We start from the raw sequence: 15,702 nt of genomic DNA, 5'->3' as shown, positions 1-15,702 counted from the left end.
GCCTGTGACAGACCGTGTGACAGACCGTGTGACAGGCGCGTGACAAATCCTGCGACAGCCGCGCGTGACAGCTCCGTGGTCATTGTGTGGTGGCTGCGTCTGGCGAACTGGCGATCTTGCCGCCGCCGAGTTTGGTGATGACGACCACCGAAGGGCGCGGCGGCATCTGCGGATCAAAGTCGGGCCAGCGGGTGGCTGGGTCGTCAAAGGTAGAGGCCCGCTCAAACCCTTTCAATGCCTTGGTGCCATCGGTGCCGGGGTGCTGCACCGCCAGAAACAGGCTGTCGCCACCTGGGGTAAAACAGGGACCGCAGAGTTCCGCCCCCACCGGGCAGCGAAAGAACAGTCGCGCCTCTCCGCGCCTATCGCCTTCGGTTTCCAATGCATAAAGCCCGTCTGATTTACCCGTTTTGGACCAGCGTCCACCCTGATCTGTGGCCACCCAGAGCCGTCCTTCGGCGTCAAAGGTGCAATTGTCAGGCGCGGCAAACCAGCCACTGTCGCTTATTGTAGGGTGCCAGAGGGCGCCAACTTCGGCAATCTTTGGGTCGCCACATTGCACCAGGATCTCCCAGGTGCCACGCGTGGCGGCGTGATCACCGGCCTGTTCCGTGATCTCGATAATATGGCCAAAGCGGGACTTGGCTCTTGGGTTTGCCGCATCGACCTGATCGGCGTTGCGGCGGCTGTTGTTGGTCAACATCACATAGGCCACCCCGTCGCCACGGGGCTGGGCATCTTCGGGGCGATCCATCGGCGTTGCCCCCAGCGCATCCGCCGCCAGACGGGCGTCGATCAGCACATCTGCCTGGCTGGCAAAACCGTTCTGCGCCGTCAGCGGCCCGGTTCCATGGGTCAGCGGTAACCAGGTCAGGCTGGCATCGGCGTCAAATCGAGCGACATATAGCGTGCCATCTTGCAACAGGTGGCGATGGGCGGCGGGATCCTGCGATATCGGGTCGGACAGGGTATCGTGCGAGACATATTTATACAGATATTCAAACCGGGCATCATCGCCCATGTAGATCACCAGATGGCCCTCTGCGGACAGGCAGGTTTCTGCGCCTTCATGGCTGAACCGGCCCAGAGCGGTGTGTTTGACCGGGGTGGACAGTGGATCGCGCGGGTCGACCTCGACCACCCAGCCAAAGCGGTTGGCTTCATTGGGGGATTTGTCGATGTTGAAGCGGTCGAAATACTGACCCCAGGCATACCAGCCGCCAGGAATACCGTAGCGTGCCATCTGTCGCGCCTCGGGCTGGTCGGACAGATCGGGCGCGCCGGTTGCATCCCGTCGGTCGCTGCAGAAATAGCCGTGAAAGTTCTCTTCTGCCATCAACCATGTGCCCCAGGGGGTCATCCCCCCGGCGCAATTGTTCAGGGTGCCAATCACCGATCTGCCACTTGGGTCTTCGGGGGTTTGCAGGCGGGGATGGCCGACGGCCGGGCCATCCAGGGTCATCGCGGTATCCAGAGGGGTGATGCGGCGGTTCAGCGGACTGTCGCGCTGCACCTGCCAGCCGCCTGAGCCATCGTGGCGCCGGGAAATTTCGACCACCGTGCCTCCATGGGCGGCCATCTCGATTTCGACCAGATCGCGGGTCATGCCGGAAAACCCGGCCCGATCCTGGCGGCCCAGGCCGGGAAACATCATCTCTTCGTTGGTGTATTCGTGATTGACGCAGAGCAGGCCGCGGCTGGCCTCGGCATTCAGCGGGGTAAAGCCGATGTAGTCATTGTTATAGCCAAACTGTTGCAGCTGCGCTTTGGCGCTCTGGTTGGTGACGTCAAAGTCTGGCGCACCAGCGGTGATCGGATCGCCCCACCGCAGCAGGATATCGGCCCGATAGCCTGCGGGCACATGGTGATGCGCGTCATTGCCCCAGGGCAGTTCGTCAAAGGCAAAGCGGGAGGGCTGTCGCGCGGCGGCGGGCCGGATTGCCGCTGTCTGCGCCAAGGCAGAGCTGCCGAGCAGGCCTTGAATGACCGACACCCCCAGCAGCCCCTGCAGCAGCCCACGGCGGGTGGGCTGTGAGGCTGCTTGCGCATGTCGGGCGGCAATCACGTGCCCCAGGGTTTGCGTCAGATTGGGGTTGCGCGGCAGGTCATCCTCGGCCTCAAAGGCTTCGGCCTTGTTGCCGGTGGGGTCTGGGCCTGTCATCTGCTGTCGCGCCTTTCTGGTTTGCTGCGGCAAAGTCAACAGCACCTGCGGCTAGGGCGCAATGCGAAAACCGGTGATCAACTGGCGCAGCCCCAGCCCGGCCCCGGCAAAGATCGCCAAGAATGTCACGGGTGCCGACAGCGACAACAGGGAAAACGCGCTAAGCCCCTGGCCGACGGTGCAGCCCATGGCGATGACGGCTCCGGCCCCCATGATGGCGGCGCCAAGGATCTGGCGGCGCAGCTCTCGCGGATCCTCGCAGGCTTCCCAGCGGAAATGCCCCTTGATCAGTGAGCCGATAAAGGCGCCAACCCAGACCCCGGCGATGGATCCTACCGCAAAGGAAAGGGGGCGCAGACTGCCGGTCATGCTCCACAGGATGGTTTCGCCAAGGGGGGCAGAAAAGGAATGAGACACCACCGGCAGCGCGGCAAAGCCCATCCGGTTGACATAGGCGGTGCCCGCCCAGCCCGAGACCACCGCAAGCCCCACAACAATGGACCAGAACAGGCTGGTGCGATCCTGGCGGAACTCGGCCTGACAGAGGCTGGCAATGACTACCAGCGCGCCGATGCCAATCCCAATGCCCGCCAGAGGAAGCCGGGTAATCCCAGCCAGATGGTGGGCGAGGCCTGGGGGCAGTTCCTGGGTCACGTCTTGTTGGTGAAACAGGGCATTGCGCAGCGGCGCCAGAGGCCCGGCCAGCACAACATAGGTGGCCACGCCCATGACCAGAACAATGACAAAACTGCGCAGATCGCCGCCTCCCAGCCGGGCGATGGCACCGTAGCCACAGTTACCGCTAAGCGCCATGCCATAGCCAAACATCAGCCCCCCCGTGATAGAGGCGAGCGGCATCCAGCGGATCGAGAGGTAAAAAGACTGCGCTTCGTCAAGCAGGCCGAGCCCGATCAAAGTAAAGCTGCCAATGATGGCGGTGCCAATGGCCAGCCCCCACATGCGCATCCGCAGGGAGGAACCACCATAGAGCAGGTCTTCGATTGCACCCAGGGTGCAAAACCGTCCCAGTCGCGCGGCCAGCCCCAGCAATATGCCGCCAAACAGGCCCACAGCTGCAACCAGCTGGTGATCGCTGAACAGATCAAACATTGGTGCTCTCTCCCGTGTGGTTGCTCAAGTGGTCGCCCGAGGGCGCGGTCTGCGCTGGTATTTCCCCTGGGCGGGGCCAGATGATTCGCCCCAATAGGCCTGCGGTTGTCTCTCTGTGGTCAGCCCTTGCCGTCGGTGCAGAACATTTCATAGACCACTTCGAGAATGCGGCGTGGGCGGTCATCTGCCAGCCGGTAGTAGATCGCTTTGCCCTCGCGGCGGGGCACCACCAAACCTTCGAGGCGCAGCCGTGACAGCTGTTGCGACACGGCAGCCTGGCGGGCGGCCAGCAGCTCTTCCAGTTCGGTCACGGATTTTTCGCCGGTGACCAGATGGCACAGGATCATCAACCGGCCCTCATGGCTGATGGCCTTCAGGAAATTCGAGGCCTGGGTGGCGTTATCGACCATATTGTCCAGCTCTTCCGGTGCCATATCAGCCGAGAATTGCGGTAGTTCCATTGTCCTGTCTCCTGTGGTGGCGGCGCAGCGGGCGCCGCAACTCCCAATTTGGTTTTGCACGGGTTGGTTTCGACCTGTCCTAACTCTTGGCGGCGGCTTCTGCCTCTGGGGTAAAGCCCAGATGTCTGCGCATCAACTCTGCGATGAGAGGCCAGAAAAAATCTTCCCCCGGATAGCCTTCGAGGCGGGCCAGTTCATGGCTATCTTCTATTAGCAAAAAGGTGGGGGTAAAAGTGACGCGCCGGGCCAGGACAAGATCATCCGGCAGCGCATGCAGATCCTCTCGGCGCAGCGGCGCAAAGCGCCCTTCGCGGGTTTTGGGATAGATTGGCGCGATCTCTGCATTCCAGCGCTTGCACCATTCACATCCGCGCTGTTCTACCATAACCAGCTGTCGGCTTGGCGTGTCGGTCTGCGCTGGCCTATCAGAGGCCGCAGCGGCAGCAGGCAGGGCTGCCATAACGGGCCCGATTATGGCCACCGTCAGCAGCGCAGGTACCAGCGACAAGGCGCGCCGAAACAGGACGAGCGGAGCAAAGAACAGACGTGAAATGATCATTACCTCTACCGTTGACGGCAACCGCCGTTTGCGGCTTTATACAACGTAATTTGAATATGTGAATAGTACAAGCCTTGCGGTGGTACACCGGGGCACAGGAAGGATCATAGAGCCGTGATGCTGGAAATTTCGTATCTGGGGGCGGCGTTTGCCGGATTGCTCAGCTTTTTCACCCCCTGTATCCTGCCGATGGTGCCGTTTTACCTGTCCTATCTGGGGGGGCTGTCGATGGCAGAGCTGCGCAGCGACGGCGAAATTGCACCGGGGGCGCAGCGGCGCATGGTGTCGGCGGCGGTTTGTTTCGCGGCCGGGGTCACATCTGTGTTTATGCTGATGGGCATGGGGGCCACCGCGCTGGGGCAGCTGTTTGGCCGCTACATGGAAATCCTATCCTATGGGGCGGCGGCGCTTTTGGTGGTGTTTGGCCTGCACTTTCTTGGGGTTATACGCATTCCCCTGCTGTACCGCGAGGCCAGGGTGGAAAGCACAGCTGACCCGTCGAGCCTGGCGGGGGCCTATCTGATGGGGCTGGCGTTTGGCTTTGGCTGGACGCCCTGCGTCGGGCCTGCGCTGGCCTCGATTCTGATGGTGGCCTCGGGTCTGGGCGATATCTGGCGCGGCGGCGCATTGCTGCTGGTCTACGGTGCGGCGATGACCGCCCCCTTTGTGGTGGCGGCGCTGTTTGCCAAGCCGTTTTTGGCCTGGGTGGCGCGTCACCGGGCGGCCTTTCACTGGGTCGAAAAGATCATGGGCGCCATGCTGATCCTGTTCGCCATTCTGATCGTCACCGGAGGCGTGCGCTGGATCGCCGATCTGATGATCCGCTGGATGCCGGGCTTTGCCTCGATTGGATAAGGCGATACATCAACTGGATAATCTGGGAGGAAACGATGAAGCACTGGATATTGAACCTTGCCGCTCTGGCGCTGGCTGTGCCTGTGCTGGCAATGGAGACCCGCGCAGCAGAACTGGGCGATGACGGGCTGCACAAGACGCCCTGGATGCGCGAGACCTTCAAGGATCTGCGCGAGGATCTGGAAGAGGCAAATGCCGAGGGTAAGCGTCTGGTGCTGTTCTTTGAACAGCGCGGCTGCATCTACTGCACCAAGATGCATGAAGAAGTCTTTCCGCGCCCCGAAGTGGGAGGCTATATCGCTGACAACTATTTTGTCGTGCAGCTGAATCTGCATGGCGATATTGAGGTCACGGATTTTGACGGCGAAACCCTGGCGGAAAAGGACATGGCGCGCAAATGGGGCGTGCTGTTTACCCCGACGATTCTGTTCCTGCCGGAAGAGGTCACGGCAGGGGAGAGCGCGCCCAAGGCCGCAGTGGCGATCATGCCGGGCGCCTTTGGTGTCGGCACCACGCTGGACATGTTTACCTGGGTGAGAGAAAAGCGATATCTCCTTGACAACGGAGAGGATTTTCAGCGCTATCACGCGCGGCGCGTTTCGGAACGCGACAACGGGTCAACCGACTGAAAGCAGGCGAACAAATATAATAATTCACAATATTGAATTTGTTGTTGCGTTTTCAGAGGGCGGTGCCCTACGATAGACGACAGCTAAGCCCGCGCACCATGCGGGTGGCAGCCAACGGGAGGAACCATGAAGAGACTATCTCTTACACTGGCCGCGTGCCTGATCGGGAGTGCAGCCCTCGCGGCAGAGGTCGCGCCAAAGGATGTGCAGTTTGACGAATACGGGGCGGTTGCGACCTCCTTGACTGGCACAGCAGGGGATGCGGCAAATGGTGCCGTGATCGCGGGCACAAAATCGCAGGGCAACTGCATCGCCTGCCATCAGATCACTGCCTTGGCGGAGGTGCCGTTTCATGGTGAGATCGGCCCCTCGCTGGATGGCGCAGGCGATCGCTGGAGCGAAGCAGAGCTGCGCGGGCTGATGACCAATGCCAAGATGACCTTTGACGGCACAATGATGCCGGCCTTTTACAAGGTCGAAGGCTTTATTCGCCCAGGCGATGCCTATACTGGCAAAGCCCCGACAGAGGCGCTGACGCCGATCCTGTCTGCACAGCAGATCGAAGATGTCGTTGCCTTCATCGCAACGCTGAAAGAAGAGTAAAGCCAGGGCTGCGTACCCTGCCGCTTTGCGGAACGTCAAAGGAGACATATGATGGAGTTCTCACGCCGTGAGACCCTGGGCCTGGCCTTGGGTGCTGCTGTGATGACAGTGCTGCCGCTGCGGGCCAGTGCCAGCAGTAGCGTAGACGAGCGGATCGCCGCCTTTACCGGTGGTGCCGATATGGCAGATGCCGGGATCGAGCTGACCGCGCCGGAAATTGCTGAAAACGGCAATACCGTGCCAATCGAGGTCAGCGCCCCCGGGGCCACCGCGATCATGGTTTTGGCAACTGGCAACCCAACACCTGGCGTTGCGACCTTTACCTTTGGACCGCTGGCTGCCAGCCAGGCTGCCGCCACCCGGATCCGTCTGGCCGGCACCCAGGATGTGGTTGCCATTGCCAAACTGGCCGATGGTAGCTTTGCCAAGGCGAGCGCCGCTGTGAAAGTGACAATCGGGGGCTGTGGCGGCTAAGCAATACGCCCCGCACCACCCCGAAGAGGGCCGCTGAGACGGCCTTGAATACGAAGGAGTTTAAGACATGGCATCCGGTGTAAAACCCCGCGTCAAAGTCCCCAAGACGGCAAGTGCTGGTGAGGCAATCACCATCAAGACCCTGATCAGCCACCAGATGGAAAGCGGTCAGCGCAAGGATAAAGAGGGCAACGTCATTCCGCGCTCGATCATCAACCGGTTTACCTGTGAATTCAACGGCCAGCTGGTCTTGGATGTCGCGATTGAACCTGCGGTTTCGACCAACCCCTATTTCCAGTTCGAGGCCATTGTGCCAGAAGCTGGCGACTTTGCATTTACCTGGTATGATGACGATGGCTCTGTTTATGAGGCATCCAAATCGGTCGCTATCGCCTGATCCCTTCCGGATCTCAAAGGCACGGCACCCTGGCTGCATTTGTGGCCCGGGTGGATACCCAAGGGAGGACAAGGAATGAACTATAAGGCGCTTACCGCCATCGCTGTCGCACTGAGCCTGCCGCTTTCTGCCTATGCGGATGCGGACGACGATACGCTGGTGCTCAACGAAGAAGAGACGCTGGTGACTAAAACCGCGCCCCCCGCCCATGTGGCGGATGTGCTGGACGAGATCATGTCCGGCTGGCACTTCCGTTCTGATGAAACCCAGGCCCTGCAGATGGACGATTTTGAAAACCCTGCCATGGTGTTTGTCGATAAGGCCTACGACGCCTGGAACACCGTTGAGGGATCCGAGGGCAAATCCTGCGCCTCTTGCCACGATGATGTGGAAGAGAGCATGGCAGGCGTGCGCGCGGTCTATCCCAGGTGGAACGAGGCCGCTGGCGAAGTGCGTACCCTTGCGATGCAGGTCAATGACTGCCGCGAAAACCAGATGGGCGCCAAGGCATGGAAATACACCGGCGGTGACATGACCGCGATGGAGGCGCTGATCTCGGTGCAGTCGCGCGGCATGCCGGTCAATGTGGCCATCGACGGCCCGGCCCAGTCCGCCTGGGAAGAGGGCAAAGAGTTGTATTACACCCGCACTGGCCAGCTGGAGCTGTCCTGTGCCAATTGTCACGAAGACAGTTATGGCAAGATGATCCGCGCGGATCACCTGAGCCAGGGCCACATCAACGGCTTTCCGACCTATCGTCTGAAAAATGCCAAGCTCAACAACGTGCAGGCCCGCTTCAAGGGCTGCGTGCGCGACACCCGCGCCGAGACCTACAAGCCCGGCTCGTCAGAGTTTGTGGCGCTGGAGCTCTATGTCGCGTCCCGCGGCAATGGCCTCTCGGTCGAGGGGCCTTCGGTCCGCAACTAAACACATCTGCACCCCGCGTCTGTTCTGGCGTGGGGTGTTTCGCTCTTATCTAATTCATAAATGCGAATATGAATCATATTTGCCGCTTATGGTTGCACAGGATGATAGATAGACATGATCTCGCGCCGTGATTTTTTGCAGGTCTCAATGGCCACCACCGCCTTGGTAGGGGCCTCTGGTTTTGGCAACTGGGGCCGTCTGGCCGCGCAGCAGCGCCTGACACAGGACCAGCTGCTGCAGTTTGACACCTATGGCAATATCAGCCTGATCCACATCACTGATATCCATGCGCAGCTGAAACCGATCTATTTCCGCGAGCCGTCGGTCAATCTGGGCGTGGGTGGCAACAAGGGCCATGTGCCCCATATCACCGGTGCCGATTTCCGCCGTGCCTATGGCATCAATGATGGCAGCCCCTCGGCCTATGCGCTGACCCACGATGATTTCTCGGCGCTGGCGCAGGGCTATGGCCGGGTTGGCGGGTTGGACCGGGTGTCCACGGTGATCAACGCCATCCGGGCGGATCGCCCCGATGCGCTGCTGCTGGATGGCGGCGATACCTGGCATGGCTCCTACACCTGCCATCACACGGCGGGCCAGGATATGGTCAATGTGATGAACGCGCTGAAGCCCGACGCCATGACTTTCCACTGGGAATTCACCCTTGGGTCGGACCGGGTGAATGAGATCGTCGAGGGCCTGCCTTTTGCGGCGCTTGGTCAGAACATCTTTGACGCGGAATGGGATGAACCGGCTGAGCTGTTCAAGCCCTACAAGTTTTTTGATCGGGGCGGCGCCAAGGTGGCTGTCATTGGTCAGGCCTTTCCCTATATGCCCATCGCCAACCCTGGCTGGATGTTCCCGGAATACTCCTTTGGGATCCGTGATGAGCACATGCAGGATATGGTTGATGAAGTCCGCGCGGCGGGCGCTGATGTTGTGGTTCTGCTGTCGCACAATGGCTTTGACGTGGATAAGAAAATGGCCGGCGTTGTTAGCGGCATTGACGTCATCCTGTCGGGTCACACCCATGACGCGCTGCCCGAGCCGGTTTTGATCGGCAAGACCCATATCATTGCGTCCGGCTCCAACGGTAAGTTTGTATCCCGCGTTGATCTGGATGTGCGTGACGGGCAGATGATGGGCATTCGCCATAAGCTGATCCCGATCTTTGCAGATGTGATTGCCCCCGATCCGGTGATCTCGCAGTTGATCGACGAGCAGCGCGCACCCTATGCCGACCAGTTGGCCGAGGTGATTGGTCGAACCGATTCCCTGTTGTACCGGCGCGGCAATTTCAACGGCACCTGGGATGATCTGATCTGCGACGCCCTGCTTAGCGAACGCGAAGCCGATATCGCCATGTCGCCCGGCGTGCGCTGGGGGCCATCGCTGGTGCCGGGGGATGACATCACCCGCGAAGACATCTGGAACGTGACCTCGATGAGCTATGGCGCGGCCTACCGGTCAGAGATGACCGGGGAATTCATCAAGGTGATCCTTGAAGACGTCGCCGACAACATCTTTAACCCCGATCCCTATTACCAGCAGGGCGGTGACATGGTGCGCATTGGTGGCATGGGCTACCGGATCGACATCACCAAACCGCAGGGCGAACGCATCAGCGAGATGACTCTGCTGAAAACCGGTGAAATGATCGATGCCGGAAAATCCTATGTGGTGTCCGGCTGGGCCAGCGTGAATGAGGGGACCGAAGGCCCGATGATCTGGGATGTGGTCGAGGATCATATCCGCAAGCAGGGAACCGTCTCTGTGAACCCGAATACAACGGTCAAGGTGGTGGGCGCTTAACCCCTGCATTTGGGGCGCCGCTCTGGGGTCTGGCCCGGGCGGCGCTTCGTTTGACCAAAATTTTTTGCGCTGATAAATTCAAAAACGCGAATTTATCGATGTGAGGAGAAGAGAAAATGAGCGACAAAGCAGATAAATTTGTGCCCTCGCGCCGCCAGTTTCTGGCCGGAGCTGCGGCGGCTGGGGCAGGTGCCGCAGCCACGGGTGCGGCGCAGGCCGCCGGGCAGGTGGATCCGCTGATCACCGAGGTACAGGACTGGGCCAGCGGCCTGGGCGATGGTGTTGATGCCACCCCCTACGGGTTGCCTATCCGGTTTGAACAGGATGTGGTGCGGCGCAATGTGGAATGGCTGACGGCTGATACCATTTCCTCGATCAATTTCACGCCCATCCATGCCCTTGACGGCACCATCACGCCGCAGGGCTGCGCCTTTGAGCGGCATCATTCCGGTGCGATCGAACTGGCGAAAGAAGACTACCGGCTGATGATCAACGGGCTGGTCGACCGCCCGCTGGTGTTCTCTTACGCCGATCTAGAGCGCTTTCCCCGCGAAAACCGGGTGTATTTCTGCGAATGCGCCGCAAATTCGGGCATGGAATGGGCGGGGGCGCAGCTGAACGGTGCGCAGTTCACCCATGGCATGATCCATAATATGGAATATTCCGGGGTCTCTCTGCGCACCCTGCTGGAAGAGGCCGGGCTGGCGGCTGCGGGCGATTTCAAGGACAAATGGGTCTATGTAGAAGGCGCGGATGCCTCTTCAAATGGGCGCTCCATTCCGCTGGAAAAGGCGCTGGACGATGTTCTGGTGGCCTTCAAGGCCAATGGCGAAGCCCTGCGCAAGGAACATGGCTATCCGGTGCGGCTGGTCGTGCCCGGCTGGGAAGGCAATATGTGGATCAAGTGGCTGCGCCGGATCGAGGTCACGGATGGCCCGGTCGAGAGCCGCGAGGAGACCTCTAAATACACCGATACAATGGCAGATGGCACGGCGCGCAAATGGACATGGGAGATGGATGCAAAATCCGTCATCACCAGCCCCAGCCCGCAAGCACCGATCACCCATGGCACCGGTCCGCTGGTGATCACGGGGCTTGCCTGGTCCGGGCGTGGCGCGATTACGGGTGTTGATGTGTCCAAGGACGGTGGCAAGAGCTGGACTGCGGCCCGTCTGGCGGCACCGGGCACCGACAAGGCGTTGACACGGTTCTATCTGGATACCCATTGGGATGGCTCTGAAATGCTATTGCAGGCCCGTGCGCGCGACAGTTCGGGCTATGTGCAGCCGACCAAGACGCAGCTGCGCGAGGTGCGCGGGCTGAACTCCATTTACCACAATAATGCCATCCAGACCTGGTGGGTCAAAGCCGATGGGGAGGCAGAAAATGTCGAAGTTTCCTAAATACCTGGCCGCTGGGGTGTTTGCCCTTACCTGTGGCAGCCCGCTATGGGCGGAAGGTTATGGTCTGGGGCGTGTGGCGCTGCCAGAAGAAATCGCCGCCTGGGATCTTGACGTATCGCCGGACGGGACTGGCTTGCCGCCGGGGTCTGGCGATGTCTGGACCGGCGAAGAGATCTTTGCCGATAAATGCGCCGCGTGCCATGGTGATTTTGCCGAAGGGGTTGGCAACTGGCCCAAACTCGCCGGCGGGCGTGGCACTCTGGACCGCGAGGATCCGCTGAAAACTGTCGGGTCATACTGGCCTTACCTGTCAACCGGCTGGGACTATATCAATCGCTCGATGCCCTTTGGCGCGGCGCAGACGCTGGAGCCGGATGAAGTCTATGCAATCCTGGCCTATATTCTGTATTCCAACGATTTGGTGGATGAGGATTTCACCCTCTCACAAGAGAATTTCACCTCTGTTGCTATGCCAAATGCCGAGGGGTTCTTTGTCGATGATCGGCTGACAAGCGAACAACATTTCTGGACCGCCGAGCCCTGCATGCAAGACTGCAAGGAGACCGTTGAAATCACCATGCGAGCGCGGGTTCTGGATGTAACACCGGAAGAAACCGCCGCCTCCGAGGCCGGGACCGAAAGTGGTGCTGACACCACAGAAACCGCTGAAGCGGCCCCGGTGGCGCAAGAGGAGCAGGTCGAAGAGGCGGCACTTTTGCTGGATCCGGAATTGGTTGCCCAGGGTGCCACGGTGTTCAAAAAATGCAAAGCCTGCCATCGGGTGGGCGAGGGGGCCAAGAACAGTACAGGCCCCGCGTTGAACGCGATTGTCGGGGCCACGGCAGGGCAGGTTGATGGCTTTCGGTATTCCAAGGTGATGGCCGCTGCCGGCGAAGACGGCCTGATCTGGACCGAAGCGGAGCTTGCCGCCTTTCTGGCCAAGCCGCGCGCATACATGAAGGGGACAAAGATGTCCTTCGCTGGCCTGCGAAAAGAGACGGATATCGAGGCCATTGTTGCCTATCTAAAAAGCCTGGAATAGGCACCCTGGCCAATTTTGGCGGCCCGTTTGGGCGATATGTGACGCAGGTTCCGGAACTCTCTGGAGCCTGCGTTTTTGCATCTGCCAGCAGGGCAAAGCAAAGAAAAGATAAATGCGCGCCGCAAACCCGGCGCTATTAACCACATCATCATAGATTTTAGACAACTTGGGCCGCAACATTGATTCAAATCGAGACCAAGAGGTGGTGTATGAGTGATTGGACTTCTGGCTATGTGGCCGATGTTGACTACACGCATGATTTTTTTCACGAGATGACACCGGCTATGTTGGCTTTGTCTGCGACCTCTCGCGGGCAGAAACACGGGCTGAACCAAAAACGGCTCAGCTATTGTGAATTGGGCTGTGGCCAAGGGTTTACCGCGAATCTATTGGCAGCGGCGAATCCGCATATAGATTTCCACGCGATGGATTTCATGCCTGGGCATATCGCGGGCGCGCGTGAGCTGGCGGTCGAGGGTGGCCTGGATAATGTGCATTTTTATGAGCGCTCCTTTGCAGATTTCGAAGAGGAAACCGCCCTGCCCAAGCAATTCGATGTGATTGCGCTGCATGGGGTGATGAGCTGGGTTTCAAAAGAAAATCAAGATCTTATTGTTGATTTTATCGGTCGCCGTCTGGCTGCAGGTGGCATGGTCTATATCAGCTATAACGTGCTTGCAGCCTGGGCCGCAGCCATGCCCCTTCGGCGGGTGCTGCTGGATCACGCGGCACAAAGCTCTTCCCCGACAGAAGACCGGGTGGATGAGGCGCTGGCCTTTGCCGCCAAGCTGGAAGCGACGGGCGCCAAGTTCTTCACCATCAATCCTTCGGCCAGTTCGCGTCTGGGCAGTGCCAAGAATATGTCGCGCAAGTATCTGGCGCATGAGCTGTTCAATGCCGACTGGACCCCGTTCCATTTTGGCGATCTCGCGGCGCATCTGGATCAGGCCAAGCTGAGCTTTGTTGGATCTTCCTGTGTGTTGGACCATGTTGCGGACATTTCACTGACGCCGCAGCAGGGTGAACTGCTTGCGGCGGAAAGTGACCCGGTACAGCGGGAAAACCTGCGCGATGTCATGGTGAATGAACAGTTCCGGTCTGACCTGTTTGTAAAGGGGCCACGCCAGCACACCGAACGCAGTGCCATTGGCGCCTGGTTCGAAACCCCGCTTGCCCTGATGCAGCGCTACAATGGCGGCGTGCTCAAGCTTCGCTGGCGTCAGGGCGAGATCGCGCTGGATCATGCCCAGTATGCGCCCATCCTGGACGCCCTGGTGGCAGGCCCGGCCACCGTACGCAGCCTGTTGGATCAAGGCGTATTCGGGCGCATGACCTGGGGCGAAATTTCCCGGCTTCTGACCATCCTTGTCGGATCTGGCATCTTGTCGCCCTGTCTGCCACTGGAAGGGCGCGCCGCGCGCGAGGCGCGCTGCCAGGCCTTCAATCTGGCCCTGTGCAAACGGGCTGAAGACAGCGATACCCTGCGTTTCCTGGCCTCTCCGGTGACGGGTGGCGGTGTAGAATTTGATCGCTTTGAGCAGCTGTTCCTGCTGGCGCTGAGCGAGGGCAAGACGGATCCCAACCAATGGGCCGATATGGTCTGGGGGATTCTGTCGGCGCAGGGGCAACGTGTACGCCACGAAGGACGGATGCTAGAGAGTGACGCGGAAAACCTAGCGGTCTTGCAGGTGCGGGCGACCAATTTTGCCGCGCGTCGCTTGCCGCTTTGCATCTCTCTTGGGCTGTGCTTGCCGCTACAGGAGGGGTTTGCAGTCCCGGACCTGCAACAAGATGCTGACCTCGATGCCGCAGAGCTTCCCCGCCAGATTCGCGGTGTTGCCTGAGCCTGGCCTTTGGGGGCACTGCCGAGACCCCGGAACCCGCCGACATGACGCCAAGTCTGATCCCCCGCAGCCATGCCTGTGGGGGATTTTTGTTTTGCGGTCAGGGGGATGGCTAGTGGCCGTCAAACAGTGGCAGCTGTGCCCTGCCTCTAACCCCAACCTTTGCGGAAGAAATGCGGCGAGGCACCAAACCGGCGTTTGAACTGGCGTGAAAAATGGGTCGAATTGTTAAAGCCAGAGGCCAGCGCGATTTCGGTCACGCTCATCGAGGTTTCATTCATCAGGGCAAAGGCATGGGCAAGGCGCATGTCAAAATAGACATGCATCGGGCTTTGGTTCAGATAGCGTGAAAACAGCCGTTCCAATTGGCGCCGAGAGATATCCAGCTGGGCGCAGAGATCGCCAATAGAGAGCGGATCTTCGATGGCGGATTGCATCAACTGTAGCGCATTCAGCAGGCGCTGGTTGCGGCTGCCGATGGCCACGGCAAAGTTGGATTTCTGCGGCACCGCCTGCCCACCCGAGCGCACATGCAGGCACATATCGGCAACGATGATTGCCAGCTGTTTGCCGTGGCGTGCCTCAATCAGGTTGAGCATCAGATCGGTGGCCGCATTGCCGCCGCCGCAGGTCATCAGCGCACCACTTATTTCAAAGGTATTCGCCGTGGGGTGCAGATCTGGATAGCTCTCCTGAAAACCGGGCTGATTTTCCCAGTGCAGGGTAAAGGGCTGGTCCCGGATCAGTCCGGCCTGGGCCAGGGCAAAGGCACCAGTGCAGATGCCGCCGATAGAGCGGCCAAACCGGCTTTCGCGCCGCAGCCAGTTCAGCGTCGCCTCACCCGCAGTGGACTGTGGCTCGACCCCGGCGCAGACAAAGCCCAAGGCATCCGCAGGTAGTGGTTGCAGGGGCATGTCAGGGGTGACCATCATGCCATTTGAACAGCGGATTGGCGCGCCGTCCTCGGTCAGGATGAACCAGCGATAAAGCTTGGAATTGGTGACCTGATTTGCAATACGCAGAGGTTCAATTGCGGCTGCAACCGCCAGCATCGTCGCCTTGGGCAGCAGCAGGAAGTAAAAATCTTGTGGTGCCCCGGTAAAGGGCACGGCCAGGGTGGCAGCGGCACCCTTTTGCACAAAATTGTCATCTGTCATGGCATGGTCCCGGTCCAAAGGCGTGAGGTACCCCCAAGGGGTTCAGGCGGCAGACAGGCCAATACCGGTGGAGGGACGGCCAAATGCGACATCCCACCGGGGGCCGGGGCTGGCCTCTCTTGATTTGCGTTTACGGTGTATTCTTGCGGATCTGCCCTAAGATTACGACCGCGCTCCGATGATTTGCGACGCCGGTGCCTCAGAGGCATTGCAGCAGGGTGTTGCAATGGGGACAGCTGCGTAAAAACAAAGGTCGGCCCTTGCAGCC

The 15,702-nt window shown here is 59.9% G+C and carries 15 protein-coding genes; 10 read left to right on the top strand and 5 right to left on the bottom strand.

Annotated elements, in window-relative coordinates; genetic code table 11:
• Window positions 1-79: 79 nt before the first annotated feature.
• From P2081_RS08980 to P2081_RS08965, 4 genes are all read right to left on the bottom strand, one after another.
• A complete protein-coding gene (locus P2081_RS08980) occupies window positions 80-2,161 on the bottom strand; it encodes a PhoX family protein (protein ID WP_278922535.1) in 2,082 nt (693 codons plus the stop codon).
• 51 nt (window positions 2,162-2,212) lie between these two features.
• A complete protein-coding gene (locus P2081_RS08975) occupies window positions 2,213-3,271 on the bottom strand; it encodes a YeeE/YedE family protein (RefSeq protein WP_278922534.1) in 1,059 nt (352 codons plus the stop codon).
• A gap of 119 nt (window positions 3,272-3,390) precedes the next feature.
• Window positions 3,391-3,732 (bottom strand): ArsR/SmtB family transcription factor, encoded by a 342-nt coding sequence (locus P2081_RS08970; RefSeq protein WP_278922533.1) that lies wholly within the window; start codon window positions 3,730-3,732, stop codon window positions 3,391-3,393.
• Window positions 3,733-3,811: 79 nt separating this feature from the next.
• On the bottom strand, window positions 3,812-4,291 hold the full coding sequence (locus tag P2081_RS08965) for a thioredoxin domain-containing protein (RefSeq protein WP_278922532.1): 480 nt from the start codon (window positions 4,289-4,291) through the stop codon (window positions 3,812-3,814).
• 117 nt (window positions 4,292-4,408) lie between these two features.
• Between P2081_RS08965 and P2081_RS08960 the strand changes: the two genes are divergently transcribed.
• The 10 genes from P2081_RS08960 to P2081_RS08915 all read left to right on the top strand — a co-directional run bounded on the left by P2081_RS08960 (window position 4,409) and on the right by P2081_RS08915 (window position 14,277).
• Window positions 4,409-5,146: a cytochrome c biogenesis CcdA family protein gene (locus P2081_RS08960; protein ID WP_278922531.1), complete on the top strand. Its 738-nt coding sequence runs from the start codon at window positions 4,409-4,411 to the stop codon at window positions 5,144-5,146.
• 35 nt (window positions 5,147-5,181) lie between these two features.
• Window positions 5,182-5,775, top strand: a complete 594-nt coding sequence (locus P2081_RS08955) for a thioredoxin family protein (protein WP_278922530.1) — start codon at window positions 5,182-5,184, stop codon at window positions 5,773-5,775.
• A gap of 126 nt (window positions 5,776-5,901) precedes the next feature.
• A complete protein-coding gene (gene soxX / locus P2081_RS08950; RefSeq protein WP_278922529.1) occupies window positions 5,902-6,378 on the top strand; it encodes a sulfur oxidation c-type cytochrome SoxX in 477 nt (158 codons plus the stop codon).
• A gap of 51 nt (window positions 6,379-6,429) precedes the next feature.
• Window positions 6,430-6,852, top strand: coding sequence for a thiosulfate oxidation carrier protein SoxY (gene soxY / locus P2081_RS08945; RefSeq protein ID WP_278922528.1), 423 nt, complete (start codon window positions 6,430-6,432; stop codon window positions 6,850-6,852).
• 67 nt (window positions 6,853-6,919) lie between these two features.
• Window positions 6,920-7,249, top strand: coding sequence for a thiosulfate oxidation carrier complex protein SoxZ (soxZ, locus tag P2081_RS08940; RefSeq protein ID WP_278922527.1), 330 nt, complete (start codon window positions 6,920-6,922; stop codon window positions 7,247-7,249).
• Between the two features lie 75 nt (window positions 7,250-7,324).
• Window positions 7,325-8,176, top strand: coding sequence for a sulfur oxidation c-type cytochrome SoxA (gene soxA / locus P2081_RS08935; RefSeq protein WP_278922526.1), 852 nt, complete (start codon window positions 7,325-7,327; stop codon window positions 8,174-8,176).
• A 114-nt stretch (window positions 8,177-8,290) separates the two neighbouring features.
• The gene (soxB, locus tag P2081_RS08930; RefSeq protein WP_278922525.1) at window positions 8,291-9,988 is read left to right on the top strand and encodes a thiosulfohydrolase SoxB; all 1,698 of its coding nucleotides are present in this window, start codon (window positions 8,291-8,293) and stop codon (window positions 9,986-9,988) included.
• 116 nt (window positions 9,989-10,104) lie between these two features.
• On the top strand, window positions 10,105-11,391 hold the full coding sequence (soxC, locus tag P2081_RS08925) for a sulfite dehydrogenase (protein WP_278922524.1): 1,287 nt from the start codon (window positions 10,105-10,107) through the stop codon (window positions 11,389-11,391).
• The gene (locus P2081_RS08920; RefSeq protein ID WP_278922523.1) at window positions 11,375-12,433 is read left to right on the top strand and encodes a c-type cytochrome; all 1,059 of its coding nucleotides are present in this window, start codon (window positions 11,375-11,377) and stop codon (window positions 12,431-12,433) included. Before soxC ends, P2081_RS08920 begins: the two co-directional genes overlap by 17 nt.
• A 209-nt stretch (window positions 12,434-12,642) precedes the next feature.
• Window positions 12,643-14,277, top strand: a complete 1,635-nt coding sequence (locus P2081_RS08915; RefSeq protein WP_278922522.1) for a class I SAM-dependent methyltransferase — start codon at window positions 12,643-12,645, stop codon at window positions 14,275-14,277.
• A gap of 149 nt (window positions 14,278-14,426) precedes the next feature.
• Here P2081_RS08915 and P2081_RS08910 read toward each other — a convergent pair whose 3' ends face one another.
• Window positions 14,427-15,434 carry a GlxA family transcriptional regulator gene (locus P2081_RS08910; RefSeq protein ID WP_278922521.1) on the bottom strand — a complete coding sequence of 336 codons (1,008 nt, stop codon included), beginning with the start codon at window positions 15,432-15,434 and terminating at the stop codon, window positions 14,427-14,429.
• Window positions 15,435-15,702: the final 268 nt, after the last annotated feature.

The sequence above is a fragment of the Pseudophaeobacter profundi genome (genome assembly GCF_029697505.1).
In the GTDB taxonomy this organism is placed as follows: Bacteria; Pseudomonadota; Alphaproteobacteria; order Rhodobacterales; family Rhodobacteraceae; genus Pseudophaeobacter; species Pseudophaeobacter profundi.
Note: the sequence above shows the minus strand (reverse complement) of the source record. Positions and strands in the feature narration are given on the sequence as shown.

Excerpts from the sequence above, each read along its gene's own strand:
- P2081_RS08980 (WP_278922535.1), bottom strand. The coding sequence starts at position 2,161 with ATGACAGGCCCAGACCCCACCGGCAACAAGGCCGAAGCCTTTGAGGCC.
- P2081_RS08975 (WP_278922534.1), bottom strand. The coding sequence starts at position 3,271 with ATGTTTGATCTGTTCAGCGATCACCAGCTGGTTGCAGCTGTGGGCCTG.
- P2081_RS08970 (WP_278922533.1), bottom strand. The coding sequence starts at position 3,732 with ATGGAACTACCGCAATTCTCGGCTGATATGGCACCGGAAGAGCTGGAC.
- P2081_RS08965 (WP_278922532.1), bottom strand. The coding sequence starts at position 4,291 with ATGATCATTTCACGTCTGTTCTTTGCTCCGCTCGTCCTGTTTCGGCGC.
- P2081_RS08960 (WP_278922531.1), top strand. The coding sequence starts at position 4,409 with ATGCTGGAAATTTCGTATCTGGGGGCGGCGTTTGCCGGATTGCTCAGC.
- P2081_RS08955 (WP_278922530.1), top strand. The coding sequence starts at position 5,182 with ATGAAGCACTGGATATTGAACCTTGCCGCTCTGGCGCTGGCTGTGCCT.
- soxX (WP_278922529.1), top strand. The coding sequence starts at position 5,902 with ATGAAGAGACTATCTCTTACACTGGCCGCGTGCCTGATCGGGAGTGCA.
- soxY (WP_278922528.1), top strand. The coding sequence starts at position 6,430 with ATGGAGTTCTCACGCCGTGAGACCCTGGGCCTGGCCTTGGGTGCTGCT.
- soxZ (WP_278922527.1), top strand. The coding sequence starts at position 6,920 with ATGGCATCCGGTGTAAAACCCCGCGTCAAAGTCCCCAAGACGGCAAGT.
- soxA (WP_278922526.1), top strand. The coding sequence starts at position 7,325 with ATGAACTATAAGGCGCTTACCGCCATCGCTGTCGCACTGAGCCTGCCG.
- soxB (WP_278922525.1), top strand. The coding sequence starts at position 8,291 with ATGATCTCGCGCCGTGATTTTTTGCAGGTCTCAATGGCCACCACCGCC.
- soxC (WP_278922524.1), top strand. The coding sequence starts at position 10,105 with ATGAGCGACAAAGCAGATAAATTTGTGCCCTCGCGCCGCCAGTTTCTG.
- P2081_RS08920 (WP_278922523.1), top strand. The coding sequence starts at position 11,375 with ATGTCGAAGTTTCCTAAATACCTGGCCGCTGGGGTGTTTGCCCTTACC.
- P2081_RS08915 (WP_278922522.1), top strand. The coding sequence starts at position 12,643 with ATGAGTGATTGGACTTCTGGCTATGTGGCCGATGTTGACTACACGCAT.
- P2081_RS08910 (WP_278922521.1), bottom strand. The coding sequence starts at position 15,434 with ATGACAGATGACAATTTTGTGCAAAAGGGTGCCGCTGCCACCCTGGCC.